Genomic DNA, 22,064 nt, shown 5'->3' with positions numbered 1-22,064 from the left:
ATCAAGGAAAGCCATGAATACGCCAACAACTTGGGAGTTGCTGAAAGAAACCTACAAATCATGGGACGAAGACCGCGCGCCGCGCCTGGCCGCCGCGCTGGCTTACTACACCATTTTCGCGCTGGCCCCGCTTCTGATCATCGCCATCGCGGTGGCCGCCCTGTTTTTTGACGAAGCTCACGTGCGCCATAGCATTCTGACCGAACTTGGCGGCTTGATCGGCAAGAACGGCCAACAAGCCCTTGAGATGATGATTGACGGCGCGCGCAAACCCACCACCGGTCTCATCGCCACCGCCATCGGCGTGGTCACGCTGCTGGTGGCGGCCGGGGGGTTGTTCGGCCAGTTGCAGGATGCGCTCAACACCATCTGGGAGGTCCAACCGAAACCGGGCCGGGGGATCTGGGGAATGCTGCGCGACCGTTTCTTTTCATTCGCCATGGTGCTGGGCAGCGGTTTCCTATTGTTGGTTACGCTGCTCATCAGCACGGCATTAGCGGCGGTAGGCCAATGGGCGGTCGGCACGGCTTACGGCGAGACACAGATGTGGCGCGCCATCAGTTTTGTGGTCTCTTTTGGCGTCACCACTGTTTTATTCGCAATGATTTTCAAGATTTTGCCCGACGCCAAGGTGCGCTGGCGCGATGTCTGGATCGGCGCGGCGGCGACCGCCGCCTTGTTTTCACTCGGCCGGTTCCTGATCGGCTGGTACCTGGGTCAGGCCGCCACCGAATCGACCTACGGCGCGGCCGGCTCTCTGGTGGCGCTGCTGATCTGGATTTACTATTCGACCCAGATTTTGTTCCTGGGCGCCGAATTTACCCAGGTTTACGCGCGGACCTATGGCTCCAAGATCGAGCCGACCGAGAACGCGGTCCGCGTCACCGAACCAGAACGCATCCAGCAAGGAATGCCGAGCCAGGAAAAGGTCGCCGCCGCCACCGCGCCCCACACCGTCGTCTCACAGGCCAGCGGCGCGCTCTGGCCAACGACCGGCACGCCCGTTGCCGGCGCGATACTGGCCTTCATGGTCGGTGTCTTGTTGGGTTGGCAACGAAAACCGCCTCCAGCCCGCTGAAGCGGCGCGAAAGCACCGCTCCACGCTACGACGAGTGCCTCTAGCGACTTGACCCGTTGCGGTTTCAGGTCGAGATGCCCCGTAAAACCGGTAAAATCCATCATTCGATTGACTCGAAAGATCCGACAAACCGACTCGGAGTATGTCTTATGATTAGACTTACCGTTATCGCCGGCTTTTTTATCCTGGCCACGGCGACCGTCAACGCCCAGCAATACCGCGATCAAGGCACTTTAGGCTTGCTCGTGGAGAACGACAAATTCACTGGCACCGACGAGCACTACACCAACGGTGTCGAACTGACCTATCTTACCGCGAAAGATGATGTCCCCCAGTGGTTGCGTAGCGCCGCCGTTTATCTGCCCGGCGTGCGGGAGTCCGCCGCGCTGCGCACGGGCTACGTGCTGGGCCAGAGCATCTTTACCCCCAGCAATACCTTGTCGGCTGCCCCGGTGCCGAACGAGCGCCCCTACGCCGGATGGCTTTACGGCGGCTTGGCGTTGGTGGCGGAAGACGACGGTCGGCTCGATACCTGGGAATTGCAGTTGGGCATCGTTGGGCCTTCGGCGCGCGGCGAGGAAGTGCAAAATTCTTTTCACGATTTGATCGGCTCGGACGAAGCGGCGGGCTGGGACAATCAACTGCACGACGAATTCGGCTATGCGCTGATCTACGAGCGCAAGTGGCGCAATCTGTTGGAGCATCAGGGGACCGGCCTCGGGGTGGATGTCACCCCTTACGTCGGCGGCAGTCTGGGTAACGTGGGCACCTATCTGGAGGTCGGCGCCACCTTGCGGATCGGCAACGATTTACCCAACGATTACGGCGCGCCCCGCATCCGCCCCAGCCTGCCCGGCTCGAATTTCTTTCTGCCGCGCGATAATTTCGGATGGTATCTGTTTGCCGGAGCGGGCGGACGCGCCGTCGCGTACAACATTTTTCTCGATGGCAATACCGACGGCAATAGCTTGGGCGTCGACCGCAAACCGTTCGTCGGCGAATTGCAGGCCGGCTTGGTGACCAGTATCGGCTGGGCCAGACTGGCCTACACCTACGTCTTGCGCACTCGCGAGTTCGACGGTCAGGACAAACCCGACCGCTTCGGCTCCGTCGGCATATCGTTCAAATTCTAATCTTGGCCGGTCGCGCCGTGCGTCGATCGATCGTCGGCCGCACGCACGGCGCATTGGCGCAGGTGCATCATGACTGATTCTTCCCCGCTGGACGCCTTATTGGAGTTGATGGCCCGCTTGCGCGATCCGCAAACGGGATGCCCGTGGGATCGGGAGCAGACCTACGCGACTATCGTGCCTCACACCATCGAGGAAGCTTACGAAGTCGCCGATGCCATCGCTCGCGAAGATTGGGCGGAGCTGCGGGATGAATTGGGCGATTTATTATTTCAGGTGGTGTTCTATGCCCAAATCGCCCGCGAGGAAGGGCGCTTCGAATTTGCCGATGTGGCGCGCGGGATCGTCGAAAAGATGACTCGCCGCCACCCGCATGTCTTTGCCGACGCCCGCTACGCCGACGCCGCCGAACAAACCGCCGCCTGGGAACAACTGAAGGCCGCGGAGAAAGCCGAGCAACCGGCTGGCGTGTTGGCGGGCGTTCCGCTGGCGCTGCCGGCCTTGACCCGCGCGGTCAAGCTACAAAAGAAAGCCTCCAAGGTCGGTTTCGACTGGGGCGCGCTGGGGCCGATTCTGGCCAAGATTCAAGAGGAAATTGGGGAAATCCGCCACGAAATCACTAGCCACGCCCCGGCGGAACGGCTGGCCGATGAACTGGGTGATGTGCTATTCGCCGTCGCCAACCTAGCCCGTCATCTCCAGATCGACCCGGAAGCAGCGTTGCGCGGAACCAATCGCAAATTCGAGCGGCGGTTTCGCTGGATCGAGCATTGGCTGGCCGAAACAGGCCGGACGCCGACCGAATCGACGCTAGCGGAAATGGATGCCCTGTGGGAACGCGCCAAACTCGACGAAAAATAACCGATCAACCTCATGGAAATAGCGCGAGAAATCCCAGAAAACAGCGATCGTTTGAGCGGCATTCATGGACTGCGAGCGATCGCGGCCTTGATGGTCGTGGTTTTTCACGTTCAGGGCATCCACCAACTCGCCATACCACCGTCCTTTTCCATCATCAAGACGCACTTTGGCCTGGGCGTTCAGCTTTTTTTCGTGCTGAGTGCTTTTTCCTTGTTCTTTAGCACTCAGCATCGAGTCGGCAGACCTCATTGGATTCAAGATTATTCCATCCGGCGATTTTTTAGAATCGCTCCGCTGTTTTACATCATGCTCGTCGTCTGGTTCCTGATGGCGTGGTTTAAATTCAATCAGCGCGTGCCGCTTTACGATCTGTTATTGAATTTTTCATTTCTATTTAACTTGGTTCCAGGACGACACGACAGCATCGTATGGGCCGGCTGGACCATCGGGGTGGAAATGCTGTTTTATGCGGTATTGCCCGTGTTGCTGGTCTATGTACGGACGATCCGGCTGGCGCTGATCTTGGTCCTCATCGGCGCGGCGGTTAGTCTCGCTTCCCGCATGGCCTACGATTCATCAGGTCTACCGCTGCTGCAAGGTTACGGCCACCATGCCTTTTTGACCCAGTTCGGCATCTTTTGCGGCGGGGTGCTGAGTTATTTCCTTTATTGGCGGCGCGCCACCTATCGATTCCTGAGTGAGAATCCCGCTCTTTACGACGCACTGTCGGTTTGCGGGCTCGGCTTGATGATCCTGTTGCTGGCTTCACCGACGGAATCACTGATTCTCTTTGGCAGAACTGACATTCTGGTGTGGGGGATCGCTTTTGCATTGCTGGCCGGCGGTCAGGCCAGTCGCCCGTGGCCGGTCTTCGCCAATCGCTCTCTGTTTTTCGCGGGGGAACGCAGCTTCAGCATCTATCTGCTGCATCCCTTCATCATCTATGAACTAGGCCCGGTTTATTCAAAAATCTATTCAATTTTAGGCAGCCGCGCCGGTATTGCCTTTATCTGTTGCGTTCTTGCTACTTTCATAGTTCTGCTACCGGCGTCCGCCATAACTTATCGGCTTATCGAAGCACCAGGCATGGATATCGGTCGATGGCTGATCAGCCGCAATAGAGATTTGAACGGGCGGAACAGCATGACCGCAAGCGCGGCCATGCCACTGCAAACCGGCAAAACCTGAAGGCTTTCGGCCGAGCAATTATTTTTCGCTATCAACACGCGCTGCTCGCGTTGCAAGCCGAGCCGACATCAGGCGCTCCAACGCATTCATTGCCAACCCCCCGTTTCTGCCGTTACTCTATCCGCCAAGACGGTTCCCCCAGCGGGATTAAAAGGGAACGCGGTGCTACCGAACCTCGGTGGAAATCCGCGGCTGTCCCCGCAACTGTGAGCGGCGAGCCGGCGTTCGTACAAGGCCACTGGGCAACCGGGAAGGCCGAACGCCCGGCCACGACCCGCCAGCCAGGAGACCTGCCGTCCCAAGCGTCGCCTGCCGTCGAACGGGATTTTTCGGCGGGACGGTCTTCCGTTTTGGCGATGCGGGAAACCGAGCGTTCGCCAGCGGCCGACCGATGCCTTGTTTCTCTGCATGGTGTTTTCCGCTCCTCTTTACAAGCCGGTCAGATGGCCGGGCAAGCGCGCGTTTCCAGCAGGCGGTGAGCCGACCCTCATGATCGGCTCGATAAAAACAATCCTCAGAAAGCGCGCTCGCCATGAAAATTCGCTTTATTCGCCCTCGTTGCCTTCGCTCAGCCTGCGCCGCACTCGGCCTGCTGGCCGGTACCGCTACCGTTGTCTCAGCGCAGGAAGAACTGCCGGAACTGGTCGTTACCGCCACCCGCGTGCCGATCCCGCCGGAACAATCCGGCAGCGCCATCACCGTCATCGACCGCGAACAACTGGAGCAACGTCAAATCCGCATCGTCGCCGACGCCCTGCGCGACGTGCCGGGCGCGACCGTCAGCCGCAGCGGCGGCCCCGGCAACCTGACCGAAATCTACCTGCGCGGCGCGGAAACCAATCAAACCCTGGTGCTGATCGACGGCGTGGAAGTCAACCACCCCGACGGCGGCGCGTTCGACTTCAACAGCCTGCTCGATCTGGAAGTCGAGCGCATCGAAGTGCTGCGCGGCCCGCAGAGCGTGTTATGGGGCAGCTCCGCCATCGGCGGCGTCATCAACATCCTCACCAAACGCGCCGAGCGGCCGTTCCAGGCCAGTGCTCGCCTCGAAGGCGGCAGTTTCAACACCTGGCACACCTCCGGCAGCGTCGGCGGTCGCGGCGAGCGCTACGACGCCTTATTGAGCGGCGGCTGGCTGCAAACCGACGGTTGGTCGGCGGGCAGCGAATGGCGCGGCAACAGCGAGGACGACGGCGCGAAAATCGGCGCGCTGTTGTTCAAGGGCAGCGTCCGGCCCGTGGACGATCTGGAACTGACCCTGACCGAACGCTACACCCGCAACCGCACCGAGTTCGACGCCTTTCTAGGCGGCGATCAAAAACCCGTAGTGGATAGCAACGACCGTATCGACAACAAGCAAAATTTGCTGCGCTTGCAAGGCCGTTACACTCTGCTCGGCGGCGCGTGGGAGCACCTGCTGGGCTTGGCCCGCTACGACATGGATTCGACCACCAACAGCGCCGGTTTCGAGCCGTTCGACAGTGAGAGCCATTCCAACCAGATTGATTATCAAAGCAATTACTTTTTGAACGCAGGCAGCGCCCGCCACACCTTCACCCTGCTGGTCAAGGACAAGAAGGACGAAGCCAGCAATACCTATTTTGCCACCAACTCGGTGCATAACACCGGCGTCGCTTTTCAATATGGCCTGGGATTGGACGAGCGCCTGTTTCTGACCGCTGGCGTGCGCCGCGACTTCAACGACCGCTTCGACGACACCAGCACCTATCGACTGACGGCGGCGTATCTGTGGCCGGAATTCGGCGGCCGACTACATGCCAGCTATGGCACAGCGATCAAAAATCCGACCCTCACCGAACTGTTCGGCTTTTCCGGCGACTTCAAGGGCAATCCCAATTTGCAGCCGGAAGAAAGTCAGGGTTTCGACATCGGCTGGGAACAAAGCGTGCTCGATCAGCGGCTGAAATTCGACGTGACCGCCTTCGACAACCGCATCGACAATATCATCGTCGGCGCGGGCCGCACCGTCATCAATCTGCCCGGCGAAAGCCGCGCCCGTGGCGTCGAAATCAGCGCCAGCGCCCGCCTGACGCCCGATCTGAGCAGCACGCTGGCCTACACCTTCACCGATACCGAGGACACCAAAGGCGACGAACTGCGCCGCCGTCCGCGCCACGTCGCCAGCCTCGGCTTGAACTATCGCTTCATCGACCGAGGCAATCTGAATCTGACCGTGCGCCATAACGGTTCCTTTGTCGATACCGCATTCGATGCGCAAACCTTCGAGACGCATCTCGCACCGATGAAAAGCTACACCGTGGTCAATCTGGCGGCGGATTATCGGCTGGATGAGCAATGGCAATTCTTCGGGCGGATCGACAACGTGTTCGACGAAAAGTATGAGGACGTGCTGGGTTACAGCGGCACCGAACGCGGGGTTTATGTCGGCGCGCGTTATCGGTTTTGAACGTGAAGATGAGCGAAATCGGTGCCTTGGCGAGACTTCTCGCCTGGGTGTTGGGCCTGTCGCCGCTATGGGTGCTGGCCTTGCCGCGCGCTGCCTCCTTAACGCCCTGCGCCGACCAATACCTGTTGGGACTGGCTGATCCCGCCCAAATCGTCGCCGTCTCCAGCAACGCTACCGACCCACGGCAATCGCTGTTCGCCGCCGAAGCGAGCCGCTTTTCAAGCACGCGCGGCAGCGGTGAGGAACTGGTGGCATTGCGGGTGGAACTGGTGCTGACCGATCGCTGGATGCCGTTGCGCGTCACCGAACGGCTGGGGCGCTTCGGTATCCGCGTCGTGCAAATTCCCTTGCCGGACACCTGGGACGACATCGCCGCGACCACCCGCGCCATCGCCGCCGAGTTGGGCCGCCCCGCACAGGGCGAGGCGCGCGTCGCCGAAATGCGGGCGAGATTGGCCAAGCTGACTGCTCGCCACCCTTCCACCGCCGCGCCACCGCTCGCCGCCTATTTCCTGCCCGACGGCAGCAGCGCGGGCCGAGGCACTTTTATCGATGCGGTCTTGGAGGCGGCGGGAACCCGCAACTTGGCGACGACGCTGGGCCGCAACGGCTGGGGCACCTTCAATCTGGAGCAACTGGCGAGCACTGCGCCAGAGTTGATCGTCACGGGGTTTTTCGACCAGGGCGGCGACAGCGCGCGGATGGCTTTTGCCCGCCATCCGGTGTTCCAGCGCCTGCTGGCGCGCGTGCCGGCCATCAGCGTGCCGGATCGCTACTGGATTTGCAGCGGCTGGTTTCTGGCCGAAGCGGCCGAATACATCGCCGACCGGCTGCCGGCGGCGGAGGCTCGACCGTGACCGAGGACGCTGGAGCCGATCACCGACGCTACCGGCGGATCAATCTCGGCTTGACGGCGCTGCTGGCCGCATTAACTTTTGCCGGTTTGCTGCTGGGGCATTTATCTCTCAATCCGTGGCAAACGCTGACCGGCTTGCTGGGCGGCGACGAGCGACTGGCGGTGATCGTGCTGGAAATTCGCCTGCCGCGCGTGTTGTTGGGCTTGCTGGTCGGCGCGTCGCTGGGTTTGAGCGGAGCGGCTTTGCAAGGACTGTTGCGCAACCCGCTGGCCGAACCGGGCATTCTCGGCGTTTCGGCCAGCGCCGGATTGGGCGCGGTGCTGGCGCTGTATTTTGGCCTGGCGCAGGTCACCATGTGGGCGCTGCCGGGCTTCGCGTTGCTCGGCGCGCTGCTGGCGACCGCCTTTCTGGCGTTGTTGGCGATTCGTGATTCCAGTCCCTTATCGCTGCTTTTGGCCGGGGTGGCGGTGTCGAGTCTGGCGGTGGCTTTGACCTCGCTGGCGCTGAATCTGGCCCCCAATCCGCTGGCCTTGAGCGAGATGGTGTTATGGCTGCTCGGCTCGCTGCGCGACCGGGGCTTGTCCGATGTGACGCTGGCCGCGCCGTTCATGGCGGTCGGCTGGGCCTTGTTGGTGAGCGCCGGGCGGGAACTGGATGCGCTGACACTGGGCGAGGACGCCGCCCGCAGTCTGGGCGTCGGCGTGGGTTGGCTGCGGGCGCGGGTGATCGGCGGCACGGCGCTGGCGGTGGGCGCGGCCACGGCGGTCACCGGCTCGGTCGGCTTCGTCGGCCTGATTGCGCCGCACCTGTTGCGGCCTTGGCTCGGCTACCAACCGAGTCGCGTCCTGCTGCCTGGCGCCCTGGCGGGCGCGGCGCTGCTGGCGGCGGCGGATTTGGGGATTCGCTTGCTGCCGACCCGGCAGGAATTGATGCTGGGCGTGGTGACGGCCCTACTGGGAGTGCCGTTCTTCGTTCATTTGCTGCTGCGCACCCGACGGATGCTGCCATGATGCTGCTGGAAGCGGAACGGATCAGCGTCGCGCTGGCCGGGCGCACCGTGGTCAACAGCGTCAGTTTCCGCGCCGCCGCCGGACAACTGCTCGCTCTGCTCGGCCCGAACGGCGCGGGCAAAACTACCCTGCTGGCGGCGCTGGCCGGCTTGCGGCCGTTTCAGGGCAACGTGCGGATTCAAGGCCGGCCGCTGGCCAGCCTAAACCGGCGCGAGAAAGCGCGGACGCTCGCCTATCTACCCCAAGGTCAGATCGTACACTGGCCGCTGACCGTGCGCCGTCTGGTCGAACTCGGTCGCCTGCCGCATCTGGCCCCGTGGCAACCGCCCGCCGCCGCCGACCGGCTGGCGGTCGAAACCGCCTTGCAACGCACCGGCATCGGTGACTTGGCCGACCGGCCGTTTGACACCCTGTCGGGTGGCGAACGGGCGCGCACCTTGCTGGCGCGGGTGCTGGCGGTGGAAGCGCCGCTGGTGCTGGCCGACGAGCCGGTCGCCTCCCTCGATCCTTACCATCAACTGCAAGTCATGGAATTGTTGCGGGATTATGCCGACGGCGGCGCAGCGGTCACGGTCGTGCTGCACGATCTCACGCTGGCGGCGCGCTTCTGCGACTCCCTGGTTCTACTGCGGGATGGGGTGCTGGTCGCTCAAGGTTCCGCCGCCGCCGTCCTGTCCGCCGAGCATCTCGCCGACGCCTACCGGGTGACGGCGCTACATGGCGAACACGAGGACCAACGTTATGTTCTGCCGTGGCGGCAGCAAACGGCGGATCGAGACGAACCCGGATGAACGATGGTTTCCGACTTCAGGCCGACGCCACTCGCCTCAGCGTCGCGGCGCTACTGGCGCTGGCGATGCACGCGGGCCTGGCCTGTCTGCCCGTCGTCTGGGGGCCGACCGGCAAAGCGTCCACGGTACTGCGGGTGACGTTGGCCCCGCCGCCGGCGGTTGCCGTTGCCGTCCCTTCGCCATCTGCGCCGGTTGCATCCACCGCGCCTGTAGCCCCACCGTCCGCCGAGCCGACAGCGCCCGCACCGCCCGCGCCGCCGTCTTCGACGGTAGCGTTGGTCGATCCAGCGCCAGTAGCGAAAGCCGTTCAACCGTCGCCCAAATCGAGAATTAAACCACAGCCGCCCAAGCAGAAACCGATCAAGCCGATTGTCGAGACGCTACCGGTCGCGGTAAAAAAACCCCCAGCCGCACCGTCACGCCCTCCCGCGGAGAAGCCGGTCAAGCAGGCGGAACGGCCGCCGGTCGCGGCGAAAACTACCGAGGATGAGCCAAGCCGAGGCTTTGAGCGCCTCCGTCCGGCGCGGCAGGGACAGGAGGCCGCGGCAAGCCCATTCGGTTCGCTCGCTGCTGGCGCTGAGAGAGAGCCCGCCAGCAGAAAAGCGACCAACGGCGATTCCGGCGGTTCCGTGACGGCGAGCGCGTCCGTCCAACCGGCGCGACCGCCGCCGGCTGCGACTGGCTTGCGCCTCTTGCCGGGAGGAGCCCCGCAACCTCGTTATCCACCGCTGGCCCGCCAGCGCGGCATCGAGGGGCGAGTCGTGCTGCGCCTCACAGTCAACGCGGCGGGCGCCGTGGAAGCGGTCGGCATCGCCCAGAGCAGCGGCGACGATCTGCTGGATCAGGAAGCGCGGCTGACGGCGACGCGCTGGCGCTTTCAGCCCTTGCAAGGACGGAATCAAGCCGTGGCGCAAGTGCCGATCACCTTCCGGCTGCGAGATTGAGGCTCTAACGGGCGGGCGGCGCGCCGCGTTCGTTACCTTCGCCCTCATCACCGAGCAACAACGCTGGTTCGGAGGTAAATTCGCGCTGGTACAGCACCGCCACCACCCAGATCGAAGCGCCGGCGAACATCCCCGGATGGATGAACCAAGCCAACAGCGCCAGCCCGAAATAGTAGGCGCGCAATCCGAGGTTGAAATCATCTCCGGCCAGCGTATTCAACCGGCCAAGGCGTCGCGCCCAGATTTGCCGGCGAGCGTCGTCGATCTGGCCGGGCAGAGGCGCGGCCCCAATCAAGATCGCGCAGCGGTTGAACTGACGCAACGACCACGTGAGTTTGAAGAAGGCATAGATGAACACCACCAGCAGCGACAAGAGTTTGAGCGTCCACACCTCGCGGCTGGCGGCGACCAGAAAACCGAGATTCGCGGTCAGTGCCATCTCGCGGTCGATAGCCCCGAACGCCGCGATCAAGCTGCCGATGATCAGGATGGTGGTCGAGGCGAAAAAAGACACGCTCTGCATCAAAGTGCTGAGCAGCCCGGAATCCACGATGCGGACATCGCGTTCGAGCATCCGCTCCATCCACACCGTCCGCAACCGATCCGTGCCACGCATCAAGCTACGACGCGCCCAGCCCCCGTGTTTGGAATAAACGGTATAACCCACCCAGCAGATCACAAACCAAGCCAGCGCCAGCCAATCCGGCCCCGGTACGGCGGCGCAAAACCGGTTCAAATTTTCCTGGAAATCCATGATTGAACCATCCAACCTCATGCAACGGGATTTTCACTGCGCTCATCGCAGCGCCGCTCCCAACGTTGAAAGCGAAAAGGCCAAGCGTGTTTGCCATCGGCCGGATGCGCCTCCTCCCAAGCCAGCCGCCATTGCCGCGCATCCCATTCTGGAAACCAGACATCGCCCGGAATCTCGGCCTCGACCCGCGTCAAGTACATCCGCTCGGCCAGCGGCAAGGTTTGTTCGAACAACCCGGCGCCGCCGATCACCATGATCTCGGACGCTGCACCGAGCAGGCTTAGCGCCTCGCGCAATGAATGCGCCACCGCGCACCCCTCCGCTCGATAGGTCGGATCGCCGGTCAAGACGATCATCCGACGGCCCGGCAGCGGCCGACCGATGGATTCCCAAGTGCGCCGGCCCAGCAACAGCGGTTTGCCCATCGTGGTTTGCTTGAAGAAGCGCAAATCCGCCGGCAAATGCCACGGCAGAGCGTTGTTACGCCCGATCACCCGGTTGCGCGCCAGCGCCGCTATCAATGCCAGTGGCGGCGGCCTGTCGGAATTTGCCGTGACCGCGACGCGCGGCTCATCGTCCGCCGCGCAGGCGTTCGAGGCCGGCGTTGGCATCATGTCGGCGTCGGAGGCGGCCCGGCCGCCGGCACGCTCCAGGCCGGCACGCCGGGTTCGTCCAAGCGGATGGCGGTCAAGCGGTTGCCCCAGACGCAGCCGCTGTCCAGCGCGAAAATGCCCGGCGCGCGATAGTAGCCGAGCGCCGCCCAATGCCCGAACACCAAATTGAGATCGGCGTTGCGGCGGTCGGGCGCTTGGAACCACGGTAACAAAGTCGGAGGTTGACTGCCGGGCGCACCCTTATCGTCGAAGGTCAACACGCCGTTCGACGTGCAGAACCGGATTCGCGTCAGGGCATTGACCATGAAGCGCAGCCGGTCGTAGCCGCTCAGATCGTCCCGCCAGCGGCGTGGCTCGCCGCCGAACATCCGCGCCAGAAATTCCTCGCAGAGCGGCCCGCGCAGAACCCCTTCCACTTCCGCCGCGCACTGTTGCGCCAGCGCCAGATCCCATTGCGGCGGCAATCCGGCATGAACCATGGTAAAGCCGAGCGCCGGATCGTGATGGAGTAACGGACAGCGGCGCAACCAGTCCAACAGTTCGACCCGATCCGGCGCTTCCAAAACCGAATGAAAGGTATCCTTGCGCTTGGGCTTCACCCGACCGGCCGCCACGGCCAGCAACGTCAGATCGTGATTGCCCAGGACCGCGACCACCCGCTCGCCCAACTCGCACATCAGCCGCAGCACGTCCAACGATCGCGGCCCGCGATTGACCAGATCGCCGACCAGCCACAGCCTATCGGCGGCGGGATCGAAGCGCAGCGCCTCCAGCAACCGCTGTAAAGGCTCGTAGCAGCCTTGAATGTCGCCGATGGCGTAGACGGCCATTTCAATTCTTGGCGGGGGGTGGGTCCGCCGCTGGCGCGGGGGGCGGCGCGGCGGTCGCTGGGGCGGCGGGCAATGGTGGCAACCGGTCGAGAATGCGGCGGGCCACTCCGGGGTAATCTTCATCGAAATGATGGTCGCCCGGCATCTTTTCGGCGCTTATCCCCAGATCGGCTACTTTCGGACAGGAAGCGTCCTCCTCATCCGCGCCGTAAACGCACAACCGCTTGAACGCGGCCATTTTTTCCAGTTCCGGGCGAACCGGCCGATCGCCTTCGTCCGGTTCGTCGCTGATCCAGTTGTTCAGTTTGAACTCGAAGGCGGCATAATCCGACAGGCCCAAAAACGCCACCAAATCGATCCGGTCTCGCAGGTCTTGCGGCAACCGGTTGACGGTCGCCGGCAACACATCCGCGCCGAAGGAATAGCCCAGCAACACGATGCGTCCCTTCTTCCAAAGCGCCAAGTAGTAGCGCAGCACACGCTCCAAATCCAGCGCCACTTCATCCGGCTGGCGGGCTTTCCAAAAATAGCTCAACGAATCCAACCCCACGGTCGGCAGGCCGTTTTTCGCCAGCTCCGCCGTCACGGCGCGATCCAACAGCGCCCAGCCGCCATCGCCGGACAGCATGACCGCCAGCTGCGGTCGGTCCGGACCGTCGGTCGCCGGCACCTCGGTCAGCGGTACGCCGCTGACGCTGGCATCGGGTTGCACCTGTTTGACGATGCTGGGGTCCAGCCATTGCAGCAAGGCGGCAACCTGCGGCTGCCACGTTTTAACCCCCCCGAGGCCGGGCAATTCGCTCAGCCGGACCAGTTGGATCGATTTGACGAATTGTCCGGTCGCCCCGGCATCGCAAGCGGGCCGATTTTGAAACACGAACCAGGTGGTCGGCATCCGGGCGATCGGTTTCAAAAGCACGCCCTTGTTATCCGGCCGCGGCGCGCTCTCCAGATTCGCCGGCCCCTTGCAGAGCGGTTTGCGCAAGGGCAGTTCCGGGCAGAAATCCACCCCCAGCCCAGCGTGAAAGCGTTCGACCGGCGCCTGGGCCAGCGCGGTGTAAACCAGCGTCGCACCGGCGCCGTAACCCAGCAGGACCGGCGGCTGGTGGGTCTCGATGGGATAACGCTGCTCCAGCAGCCGGTTCAAACGGTCGAGATCCAGCGATAAGTCAGCGCAGGCGCCGTCCGAGCGCTCCAGCCGGGTCGAATACTCATCCAGGTTGATCGCCGCCACCACGTAATCGAGTTTTGCCATCTCCCTGGCGGCGGCGGTCAGCTCCGCGCTCCACCCGCCGGCTCCCGACGCGAACAGCAGCACGCCTTTAGGTTCGTCAGTCGCGCGATAGACCGCCAGCTTGCCGAAACCGGCATCGTCCAGCGTCTCTTCGACCGGTTCCGCCCGCGCGCCGGCGGCCGCCAGAGCGGCAATCAGCCACACCGTTCGCGCCAGCTTGGGTACAGTCATGAAATTACTCATCAGTCGTTATTTTCCGATAACGCCTCTGAAGCCGCCAGCGATCAGCGCCGTCAGATCCGCCAGCACCAGCGGCAGCGCCAAACCGCCCGGCGTCGCCAGATAGCGGGCCTCCCATTCGGGATCGAATTTATCCTTGTATTGGTGCAGGCCCCGAAAATTGTAAAAGGTCTCACCCTGGCCGAACACCAGCGCGCCGAAGCGGTTCCACAGCGGTGCGAAACTGCGGTTCTGCAAACCGGCCAGCGGCGCCATGCCCAGGTTGAACCATTCATAGCCCTGGCTCCGGCCCCACAACATGATCTGGACGAACAGATAATCCATCAGGCCGTTCGGACTGTCGGGCGGATAGCGCATCAAATCCACCGACAGTTCCTCGCCGCCGCCCTGCCAGAGATTGGCGAAAGCCACCAGCTCCGAGGCGCGCCAGACCGCCGCGACCGGTCCGCTTTGCAGGTAAGCCTCTTTGAAAAAGCCCAGCGAAAAACGCTTCTCGCGGCTGCCTTTATCGCCGAGCCACGCATCGGAAACCGCGCGCAACCGAGGCAGCAAGGCCGGCACGGCGGCGCTCTCGACGACTTCAAAGCGGTAACCTTCCCGCTCCAATCGGCTGAGGTTGTTGCGCATGGATTTACGCGCTTTTCCCTCCAGGGAAAATTCGGACAGCCGCACCCGCGCTTCTTCGCCGAACTTGAGCAAAGCCAGCCCCAATTCCACGTACAAACCCAGATGCGCCGGGTGGACTTGATAAAATACCGGCCAACCGTTATGGCGCTCGCACAGCTCGCGAAAACCCCAGGCCAACTCGCGGCGATCCTCCTCGCAAGCGGCGACCGGGTCGCCCATCGCCACCCAGGTGCGGCCTTCGACCGCATACATCAAAAAAGCGCTGCGGCTTTGATTGAACAGCAGCGCCTTGTCGCCCAGCAACGCCAGATGCGCGTAACCGCGCGAGAACGTGCTAGCAATGGTCCGAGCCTGTTCGAGTTCGACCGCGTCCGGCAAGGCCGGCTCGAAAGGCACTGGCTGCAATAACTTGGCGACGCCGAAGAACAGCGTCACGCCCAACGCGCCCACCATGGCGCGCAAGAACCGCGGCGCATCGCCCTCCCCGCCGAAACTGAACGCCCACCACAAATCATGCGAATATTCGACATGCTTGTAGGAAAAGAAACCCAGCCAGATCGAACAAATCAGCACGACGGCAATAGTGGCCAGCCAACCGGCGGTAAACCGCTCGCCAAACAGCGAGGCGCGCCGATAGAACTGCTCCCTGGAAGGGAGCAATCCGGCCAGCAGAACCGCCAGAAACAGCGCTTCCTCGTAATCGGCGCCCTTGAGCAGCGACGCGACGATGCCGGCCACCAGCAACATCACCGTCAACCACCAGGCGGCATCGAGCCGACGCTGCAACCCCCGCGCCAGCAACAATAAGCCCATCCCCACCAAACTGCTGATGAAGTGAGAGGCTTCCAACACCGACAACGGTAACAAATCTTCCAGCCAGACCAACCGCGCTTCCACCGCCGGAGTGACCGCCGAGAACAGCAGCACCGCGCCGCTGACCAAGGCCAGCAGCGCCAAGACGTGCGGCAACAGCACCGGCGCCCACGGTCCCACTATGCGCGGCAACCACAGAATCCGCTCTCGTTGATGCCGCAACTCGTACAGGCCGAGCGTAATCGCCGCCAACGCCAGCGGCAGCAGATAATAGATCACCCGATAGGCCAACAGCGCGCCGAGCAGATCGGCGGCCGGCAAGCGGTCGCGCAGCAACAGCAGCACCAGCGACTCGAACACACCCAACCCGCCGGGGATCTGACTGAGCAACCCCACGACTTGAGCGATCAGAAATACGCTGACGACCTGGCCGTAGCCGATGGTTCCCAGAGTGGACATCAGTACATACAACACCAGACTGGCCATCAGCCAATCGAGCGCTCCGACCGCCAGTTGCGGCAACGCCAGGCGGGGACGAACCATCGGCAGCTCCCACGGACCCAGTTTGAGCGGCCGCCGGCGCCACGCGCCCAGCAACACATAGACCAGCGGCGGCACCAGCATCAGCAAGCCCAGCCGCCGGCTGTCCAGATCGACGTAGGGCAGCGAACCCAGTTCCAACGGGTCCAGCGCCAGCACGGTTCCACCAACCGTGAGAATGCCCAGCCAAAAGGTCAGGGTGGTGAACATGACGATCTTGGCGATTTCCACCGCCGTCAGACCCCAACTCGAATAGAGCCGATACCGCAGCGAACCGGAAGTCAGCACCGCCATCCCGACCGAATTGCTAAAGGCGTAAGCGAGCGAGGCGGCAAAGCCGACCTTGACCCAAGGCAACGGTCTACGGATGTAACGCAGCGCCAGCCAGTCGTAGCCGGTGGCGACCAGATAGCTGAGCGCCGTGGCGCACAAAGCGGCCACCAGTTGCCAGTTGGGCAGGCGTCGGAAATAAGCCGCCACATCCTCATAGCGATACTCGGTCAGGGCGCGATGCAGCAGCCACAGCGCGGTGCCGAACAGGCCCAATGCGATGAGCGGGCCGAGCGAGCGAGCCAACAACCGTTTCATGGCAGTTGCAGGATGGCGTCCCGGTTGGTCCAGGAGGTGACACGGGCGGCGGCGGCGGCGCGCGGCAGCCACTCGTATTCGCTGTGTTCGGCGGGGTTCAAAACGATGGGACGGCGATCCGACAGCCGGACTTGAAAGACATGCTCGATGTTCTCCACGGCCTCCGGCGCGTAACGAGGCCGCCAGGGCGGCAGTATCGGAAAGCGGTTGATCGTCCCGCAGCGGACGACTGCAACCTCATCACCCAAGCCGGTCTCCTCGCGCAACTCCCGGCGCGCGGCATCCAGCGGATCGGTTTCCTCCCAATCCAGGCTGCCGGTCACCGACTGCCAGAAATCCGGCGGCTGACAACGGCGCAGTAACAGCACCTCATCCGTGGCGGTATAGACTACCACCAACACCGATTCCGGGCGCTTGTAACGGGTTGGCGGCCCTTCACCCGCTGGAAGGATCGGAGCCGGAGGCGAGGAATGATCGTTCACCCGCTGAGATCAGGGCGTGCGGCGCAAGCGGATGTTGAGATCGCGCAACTGTGCCTCACCGACCGGAGCCGGCGCTTGCGTCAACGGACAAGCGGCGGTTTGGGTCTTGGGAAAGGCCATGACCTCGCGGATCGATCTCGCTCCCGCCATCAACATCACCAGCCGATCCAGGCCGAAGGCGATCCCGCCGTGCGGCGGGCAACCGAACTTGAGCGCGTCCAGAAGAAAGCCGAATTTGGCCCATGCCTCCTCGGCGTTGATGCCGAGCAGTTCGAACACCGCGCCTTGCATGTCCGGGCGGTGGATACGCACCGACCCGCCGCCGATTTCGGTGCCGTTCAACACCATGTCGTAGGCTCGCGACAGGCAGTGTTCGGGGTTGGCGCGCACCTCGGCCGCGTCCTCGACCCTCGGCGCGGTGAAAGGATGATGCAGGGCGTTCCAGCGCTGGCCCTGCTCGTCCCATTCAAACATCGGAAAGTTGACCACCCACAGCGGCGCCCAGTCGCCGTTGACCAAGCCAAGGTCCATCCCGACCCGCAACCGCAGCGCGCCCAGGGCGTCGTTGACCACCTTGGCGGTATCGGCGCCGAAAAAGAGTAGATCGCCGTTTTCCGCGCCGGTGCGGGTGAGAATCTTGGCCAGCACCTCATCGGTCAGGAATTTGACGATGGGTGATTGCAGGCCGCCGCTCCCGGCGCGGGTGTCGTTGACCTTGATATAAGCCAAGCCCTTGGCGCCGTAGCGGCTTACGAATTCGGTGTAACCGTCGATTTCGCGACGGGGAATCTTGCCGCCGCCCGGCACCCGCAGCGCCGCCACCCGGCCTTTCGGGTCTTGCGCCGCCGCCGCGAACACCTTGAAATCCACGTCCGCCATCAGATCCGTTAGTTCGGTCAATTCCAGCGGAATGCGCAAATCCGGCTTGTCGGAGCCGTAGCGTTGCATGGCGGTTTCGTAGGGCATCCGGGGAAACGGGTCCGGCAATTCGACCCCCAGCACCTCGTGGAACATCCGGCGAATCATGGCTTCCATCAAGTCGGTAATGGCCTGCTCGTCCATGAATGAGGTTTCGATGTCGAGCTGGGTAAATTCCGGCTGGCGGTCGGCGCGCAGATCCTCGTCGCGGAAGCAGCGCGCGACCTGATAGTAGCGGTCCAGCCCGCCCATCATCAGCAACTGCTTGAACAACTGCGGCGATTGCGGCAGCGCGAAGAAACTGCCGGGGTGGGTGCGGCTCGGCACCAGATAGTCGCGCGCGCCTTCCGGGGTGGCCTTGGTCAGCATCGGCGTTTCGATGTCCATAAACCCCTGCTCTTCCAAAAACTGGCGCAAGGCGCTGATGACGCGGGTGCGCAGCCGCAGCCGCTCCTGCATCACCGGCCGGCGCAGATCGAGATAGCGATAGCGCAGCCGCACTTCCTCGGAGGTGTCCTCATCGTCCAACTGAAACGGCAGCGGCTCGGAGCGATTGATGATTTCCAGTTCGCGGGCCAGCACCTCGACCGCGCCGGTGGCTAGATTCGGATTCTCGGTACCTTCCGGCCGGCGACGCACCCGCCCGATCACGCGCAGCACATATTCGTTGCGGACCCGTTCGGCATCGGCGAAGGCATCGGGCATGTCGGGGTCGATGACGACCTGCACCAAACCCGCGCGGTCGCGCAGGTCGATGAAGATGACCCCACCGTGATCGCGGCGACGGTGCGCCCAGCCGCAGAGGGTAACATCCTGATCGAGCAGAGCTTCGGTGACTTGGCCGCAATAGTGGCTGCGCATGGGTTCGGTTTCCGTTTCACGAAAGGCGATTGAAGCGACGCTGAAGGAGACGCCAAGCGGCGATGTTATTTTAAAGAAAGGGATGGTACGGATTCGGTCAGCGGGCCGCAACCGCGTTTGACCGAGGAACAGGCTCGATCAAACAATCAAATGCTTGCGTGAGTCCAGTTGACGGGTGGGCGAGAAGAAATGACGCGACAGCACTTCTCCAAGACCCTAGCGCGAGGAGCTAGCTGTCTGGCGCGGACGACCTACAAACGCCCGCGCCGCCGAAACCCGCGCGGATCGAGTCCCTAAGTCGCCGCCGGGGCGGGACACGCGCCGCAACCGCCCGCGCCATCGCAAGCTCCGCTGGCGCTGCTTTCCTTGCTTTCCTTGGGCGCCGTATCCTCCTTGACCACATTTTTCTGCGCGCCGCCTTTCTTGAAGTCGGTTTCGTACCAGCCGCCGCCCTTGAGCCGGAATCCGACCACCGAAATCAGTTTCTTGAGGGCCGGCTTGCCGCACGCGGGACAATCGCTCAGTTCGGGGTCGCTGAGCTTTTGCATCGCTTCCAATTCGTGGTTGCAGGACTGACAACGGTATTCGTAAATCGGCATGGCGCACCTCGCAAGCGGGGAAAAACGATTGGGGAATCTAACACGATTGTATGGGGATGGCGGGTCGCGTTTTCAAGCCTTTTGCCAGACGTGGTCAGATTGCAGCTAAACTAAGCGACATGCTGTCACTTCACCGCCTATTGTTCATCGTTCTGCTGGTCTTTGGGTCAGCCGCGTGCGATTCCGCCGCCGACCGGGCGACGACCGTGGAATTCTGGGCGATGGGCCAGGAAGGCGAACAGGTCAAGGCGCTGCTGCCGGACTTCGAGCGCCGCCATCCGGGCATTCGGGTGCGGGTCCAGCAAATCCCTTGGAGCGCGGCGCACGAGAAGTTGCTGACCGCTTACGCTGGCGATTCCATGCCGGACGCCTTCCAGCTCGGCAACACCTGGATTCCCGAATTCGTGGCGTTGCGCGCCATCGAGCCGTTGGATGAGCGGCTGAAGTCGTGGCCGGAAACGGCGCTGGCCGATTATTTTCCCGGCATCCTCGCCACCAACCGGCTGGATGGCCTGACGTATGCGCTGCCGTGGTACGTGGATACCCGCTTGTTTTTCTACCGTAGCGACCTGCTCGCCGCCGCCGGTGTTGCGGGGCCTCCAGCGACCTGGAACGATTGGCTAAGCGCCATGACCGCGCTCAAAGGCTTTGGCGATCCAACGCATTACGCCATCCTGCTGCCGATCAACGAATGGCAGTTGCCGGTCATTCTGGCCTTGCAACGCGGCGCGGCGCTGCTGCGCGACCGCCATCAATACGGCGACTTTCAAAACCCGCTGTTTCGCGAAGCGTTCGCGACTTATCTGCAACTGTTCGAGCAAGGTTTCGCGCCGCCGGTCAGCAACGCCCAGATGGCGAATCTTTATCAGGAGTTCGCCAAAGGCACGTTCGCGGTCTATGTCAGCGGACCGTGGAATATCGGCGAGTTCGGGCGGCGCTTGCCCGCCGACCTGCAACCGCACTGGAGCACCGCCGCGCTGCCGACTTTCGACGGCCGCGCCGGAGTGTCGTTGGCCGGTGGCGCGAGCCTGGCGCTCAGCCGGACCTCGCCCCGCCGGGAAGCGGCTTGGAAACTGCTGGAATTTCTGGCCGAGCCGGAACAGCAAACACGCTTTTATCAACTGACCGGCGATCTGCCGGCCCGGCAATCCGCCTGGAACGATTCCGCCTTGACTGACAACCGTTACGCCCGCGCCTTCCGCCAACAATTGCAAAACGTGCGGGCCACGCCGCCGATTCCCGAATGGGAGCGCATCGCCAACCGGATCGCCTACTACGCCGAACTGGCGGTCCGTCGCGAACTGACAGCCGACGCCGCCCTCGCCGCACTGGATCGGGACGTGGACCGGATTCTGGAAAAACGGCGCTGGTTGCTGGCGCGAGGCGTGCCGCCATGATCGGTCCCGAACGCCATGCCGCCTTGAGCGCCTGGGCTTTTCTCGCCCCGGCCCTGCTGTTGATCGGCGTGTTTTTCTTTCTGCCGGTCTTGGCGGCGTTGCTGTTGAGTTTCACCGATTTCGACATTTACGCATTGGGCGATCTCGATCGGCTGCGCTTCGTCGGTCTCAACAATTATCTGAATCTGCTGCAAAGCCCGCTGTTTTGGACCGCGCTCGGCAATACTTTCTATTTCGTGGCGGCCGGCGGTCCGCTGTCGGTGGCGGTGTCGCTGGGGGCGGCGTTGCTGGTCAATTCGCGCCTGACCCGCTTGCCGGGTTTGTTCCGCACCGCTTTCTTTCTGCCGGTGGTCACCACGCTGGTGGCGGTGGCGGTGGTGTGGCGCTATCTCTACCACCCCCGCTACGGCTTGTTGAATTACGGTCTGAGTTGGCTCGGCATCCAGCCCATCGACTGGCTCGGCGATCCGGCTTGGGCGATGCCCGCGATCATCCTCATGGCGGTATGGAAAAATTTCGGCTTCAACATGATCATTTTCATCGCCGGCTTGCAAAACATTCCATCCCAATTGTACGAAGCGGCGTGCATCGACGGCGCCAGCACCTGGCGACAGTTCCGTTACATCACCCTACCCTTGCTCGGTCCGACCTTTCTGTTCGTGGCGCTGATGACCATGATCGGTTATTTTCAGGTGTTCGCGGAACCTTATGTGATGACGCAGGGCGGCCCCGCCAACCGCACCCTCAGCGTGGTGCTGCTGATGTACGAGGAAGGCTTCCGCTGGTGGAATATGGGTTACGCTTCAGCGGCGGCCTTCGTGTTGTTCGCGCTGATTCTAGCGGCCACCGCGTTGCAGTTGAAACTGCGGCGCAAAAACACCTTCGACGGCTGATCGTCGGGCTTCAATTCCAAGAATCAAAAGTCCCCATCAACCTATCCATTCAGGAGAACTCACGATGTTCAAGCGCCTGTTCTTGGCTCTGTGCGCCAGCCTGTTACCGCTGTCCGCGCAAGCCGCCAGCTACGATTGCACCCGCGCCGAAACGGCCGCCGAAATCGCCGTATGCAGCAATCCGGGCCTCAACCGTTTGGACGAGGATGTGGCGGTGGAGTATCGCTCTCTGTTGAACCGGCTGCCGCCGCGCCGCGCCGAGATGGTCCGGCGGGATCAACGCTCCTGGCTGGTCGCCCGCGATAGCTGCGGGGCGGACGTGCGCTGCTTGCGCGCCCGCTATCAGGAACGCAGCGCGCGCTTGAACGAGTACTAATCGCTTGATCT

General features: G+C 62.9%; 20 protein-coding genes and 1 riboswitch. Of the genes, 12 read left to right on the top strand and 8 right to left on the bottom strand.

Going from position 1 to position 22,064, the window contains the following annotated elements; translation table 11 throughout:
- Positions 1–13 precede the first annotated feature (13 nt).
- The 9 genes from IPK09_13350 (at position 14) to IPK09_13310 (ending at position 10,287) form a co-directional block, all read left to right on the top strand.
- The gene (locus IPK09_13350; protein ID MBK7984594.1) at positions 14–1,078 is read left to right on the top strand and encodes a YihY/virulence factor BrkB family protein; all 1,065 of its coding nucleotides are present in this window, start codon (positions 14–16) and stop codon (positions 1,076–1,078) included.
- 149 nt (positions 1,079–1,227) lie between these two features.
- Positions 1,228–2,211 (top strand): lipid A deacylase LpxR family protein, encoded by a 984-nt coding sequence (locus tag IPK09_13345; GenBank protein MBK7984593.1) that lies wholly within the window; start codon positions 1,228–1,230, stop codon positions 2,209–2,211.
- 69 nt (positions 2,212–2,280) lie between these two features.
- The gene (gene mazG, locus IPK09_13340; GenBank protein MBK7984592.1) at positions 2,281–3,069 is read left to right on the top strand and encodes a nucleoside triphosphate pyrophosphohydrolase; all 789 of its coding nucleotides are present in this window, start codon (positions 2,281–2,283) and stop codon (positions 3,067–3,069) included.
- Between the two features lie 12 nt (positions 3,070–3,081).
- The gene (locus tag IPK09_13335; protein MBK7984591.1) at positions 3,082–4,257 is read left to right on the top strand and encodes an acyltransferase; all 1,176 of its coding nucleotides are present in this window, start codon (positions 3,082–3,084) and stop codon (positions 4,255–4,257) included.
- Between the two features lie 113 nt (positions 4,258–4,370).
- Positions 4,371–4,570, top strand: a riboswitch (cobalamin riboswitch).
- A 219-nt stretch (positions 4,571–4,789) separates the two neighbouring features.
- Entirely contained in the window at positions 4,790–6,685 is a 1,896-nt protein-coding gene (locus tag IPK09_13330) for a TonB-dependent receptor (protein ID MBK7984590.1), read from the top strand.
- A gap of 8 nt (positions 6,686–6,693) precedes the next feature.
- Positions 6,694–7,542, top strand: a complete 849-nt coding sequence (locus IPK09_13325) for an ABC transporter substrate-binding protein (protein MBK7984589.1) — start codon at positions 6,694–6,696, stop codon at positions 7,540–7,542.
- 38 nt (positions 7,543–7,580) lie between these two features.
- A complete protein-coding gene (locus IPK09_13320) occupies positions 7,581–8,552 on the top strand; it encodes an iron ABC transporter permease (protein MBK7984588.1) in 972 nt (323 codons plus the stop codon).
- Positions 8,549–9,343, top strand: coding sequence for an ABC transporter ATP-binding protein (locus tag IPK09_13315; protein MBK7984587.1), 795 nt, complete (start codon positions 8,549–8,551; stop codon positions 9,341–9,343). Before IPK09_13320 ends, IPK09_13315 begins: the two co-directional genes overlap by 4 nt.
- Complete coding sequence (locus IPK09_13310) at positions 9,340–10,287, top strand: energy transducer TonB (GenBank protein MBK7984586.1); 948 nt, start codon at positions 9,340–9,342, stop codon at positions 10,285–10,287. Before IPK09_13315 ends, IPK09_13310 begins: the two co-directional genes overlap by 4 nt.
- Before the next feature lie 4 nt (positions 10,288–10,291).
- Here IPK09_13310 and IPK09_13305 read toward each other — a convergent pair whose 3' ends face one another.
- The 8 genes from IPK09_13305 to IPK09_13270 form a co-directional block, all read right to left on the bottom strand.
- Complete coding sequence (locus IPK09_13305) at positions 10,292–11,041, bottom strand: DUF599 domain-containing protein (protein MBK7984585.1); 750 nt, start codon at positions 11,039–11,041, stop codon at positions 10,292–10,294.
- 17 nt (positions 11,042–11,058) lie between these two features.
- Positions 11,059–11,652 (bottom strand): type 3 dihydrofolate reductase, encoded by a 594-nt coding sequence (folA, locus tag IPK09_13300; GenBank protein MBK7984584.1) that lies wholly within the window; start codon positions 11,650–11,652, stop codon positions 11,059–11,061.
- Complete coding sequence (locus IPK09_13295; GenBank protein ID MBK7984583.1) at positions 11,652–12,485, bottom strand: symmetrical bis(5'-nucleosyl)-tetraphosphatase; 834 nt, start codon at positions 12,483–12,485, stop codon at positions 11,652–11,654. Before IPK09_13295 ends, folA begins: the two co-directional genes overlap by 1 nt.
- A gap of 1 nt (position 12,486) precedes the next feature.
- Positions 12,487–13,950, bottom strand: coding sequence for a virulence factor family protein (locus IPK09_13290; protein MBK7984582.1), 1,464 nt, complete (start codon positions 13,948–13,950; stop codon positions 12,487–12,489).
- Between the two features lie 18 nt (positions 13,951–13,968).
- A complete protein-coding gene (gene mprF / locus IPK09_13285) occupies positions 13,969–16,527 on the bottom strand; it encodes a bifunctional lysylphosphatidylglycerol flippase/synthetase MprF (protein MBK7984581.1) in 2,559 nt (852 codons plus the stop codon).
- The gene (nudB, locus tag IPK09_13280) at positions 16,524–16,979 is read right to left on the bottom strand and encodes a dihydroneopterin triphosphate diphosphatase (GenBank protein MBK7984580.1); all 456 of its coding nucleotides are present in this window, start codon (positions 16,977–16,979) and stop codon (positions 16,524–16,526) included. Before nudB ends, mprF begins: the two co-directional genes overlap by 4 nt.
- Before the next feature lie 39 nt (positions 16,980–17,018).
- On the bottom strand, positions 17,019–18,788 hold the full coding sequence (gene aspS / locus IPK09_13275; GenBank protein ID MBK7984579.1) for an aspartate--tRNA ligase: 1,770 nt from the start codon (positions 18,786–18,788) through the stop codon (positions 17,019–17,021).
- Positions 18,789–19,081: 293 nt separating this feature from the next.
- The gene (locus IPK09_13270) at positions 19,082–19,387 is read right to left on the bottom strand and encodes a zinc ribbon domain-containing protein (protein MBK7984578.1); all 306 of its coding nucleotides are present in this window, start codon (positions 19,385–19,387) and stop codon (positions 19,082–19,084) included.
- A 119-nt stretch (positions 19,388–19,506) separates the two neighbouring features.
- Here IPK09_13270 and IPK09_13265 point away from each other — a divergent pair, with 119 nt between their 5' ends.
- From IPK09_13265 to IPK09_13255, 3 genes are all read left to right on the top strand, one after another.
- Positions 19,507–20,784 (top strand): extracellular solute-binding protein, encoded by a 1,278-nt coding sequence (locus tag IPK09_13265; protein ID MBK7984577.1) that lies wholly within the window; start codon positions 19,507–19,509, stop codon positions 20,782–20,784.
- A complete protein-coding gene (locus tag IPK09_13260) occupies positions 20,781–21,677 on the top strand; it encodes a sugar ABC transporter permease (protein MBK7984576.1) in 897 nt (298 codons plus the stop codon). The genes IPK09_13265 and IPK09_13260 overlap by 4 nt, the downstream gene beginning before the upstream one ends.
- Before the next feature lie 64 nt (positions 21,678–21,741).
- A complete protein-coding gene (locus IPK09_13255; GenBank protein MBK7984575.1) occupies positions 21,742–22,053 on the top strand; it encodes a hypothetical protein in 312 nt (103 codons plus the stop codon).
- Positions 22,054–22,064: the final 11 nt, after the last annotated feature.

It is taken from the genome of Candidatus Competibacteraceae bacterium (genome assembly GCA_016713505.1).
Lineage (GTDB): Bacteria > Pseudomonadota > Gammaproteobacteria > Competibacterales > Competibacteraceae > Competibacter_A.
This window is presented reverse-complemented; position numbering and strand designations above follow the sequence as displayed.

Bases quoted from the DNA above. Each gene is read 5' to 3' on its own strand.
- IPK09_13350 (MBK7984594.1), top strand. From the start codon at position 14: ATGAATACGCCAACAACTTGGGAGTTGCTGAAAGAAACCTACAAATCA.
- IPK09_13345 (MBK7984593.1), top strand. From the start codon at position 1,228: ATGATTAGACTTACCGTTATCGCCGGCTTTTTTATCCTGGCCACGGCG.
- mazG (MBK7984592.1), top strand. From the start codon at position 2,281: ATGACTGATTCTTCCCCGCTGGACGCCTTATTGGAGTTGATGGCCCGC.
- IPK09_13335 (MBK7984591.1), top strand. From the start codon at position 3,082: ATGGAAATAGCGCGAGAAATCCCAGAAAACAGCGATCGTTTGAGCGGC.
- IPK09_13330 (MBK7984590.1), top strand. From the start codon at position 4,790: ATGAAAATTCGCTTTATTCGCCCTCGTTGCCTTCGCTCAGCCTGCGCC.
- IPK09_13325 (MBK7984589.1), top strand. From the start codon at position 6,694: ATGAGCGAAATCGGTGCCTTGGCGAGACTTCTCGCCTGGGTGTTGGGC.
- IPK09_13315 (MBK7984587.1), top strand. From the start codon at position 8,549: ATGATGCTGCTGGAAGCGGAACGGATCAGCGTCGCGCTGGCCGGGCGC.
- IPK09_13310 (MBK7984586.1), top strand. From the start codon at position 9,340: ATGAACGATGGTTTCCGACTTCAGGCCGACGCCACTCGCCTCAGCGTC.
- IPK09_13305 (MBK7984585.1), bottom strand. From the start codon at position 11,041: ATGGATTTCCAGGAAAATTTGAACCGGTTTTGCGCCGCCGTACCGGGG.
- folA (MBK7984584.1), bottom strand. From the start codon at position 11,652: ATGCCAACGCCGGCCTCGAACGCCTGCGCGGCGGACGATGAGCCGCGC.
- IPK09_13295 (MBK7984583.1), bottom strand. From the start codon at position 12,485: ATGGCCGTCTACGCCATCGGCGACATTCAAGGCTGCTACGAGCCTTTA.
- IPK09_13290 (MBK7984582.1), bottom strand. From the start codon at position 13,950: ATGACTGTACCCAAGCTGGCGCGAACGGTGTGGCTGATTGCCGCTCTG.
- mprF (MBK7984581.1), bottom strand. From the start codon at position 16,527: ATGAAACGGTTGTTGGCTCGCTCGCTCGGCCCGCTCATCGCATTGGGC.
- aspS (MBK7984579.1), bottom strand. From the start codon at position 18,788: ATGCGCAGCCACTATTGCGGCCAAGTCACCGAAGCTCTGCTCGATCAG.
- IPK09_13270 (MBK7984578.1), bottom strand. From the start codon at position 19,387: ATGCCGATTTACGAATACCGTTGTCAGTCCTGCAACCACGAATTGGAA.
- IPK09_13265 (MBK7984577.1), top strand. From the start codon at position 19,507: ATGCTGTCACTTCACCGCCTATTGTTCATCGTTCTGCTGGTCTTTGGG.
- IPK09_13260 (MBK7984576.1), top strand. From the start codon at position 20,781: ATGATCGGTCCCGAACGCCATGCCGCCTTGAGCGCCTGGGCTTTTCTC.
- IPK09_13255 (MBK7984575.1), top strand. From the start codon at position 21,742: ATGTTCAAGCGCCTGTTCTTGGCTCTGTGCGCCAGCCTGTTACCGCTG.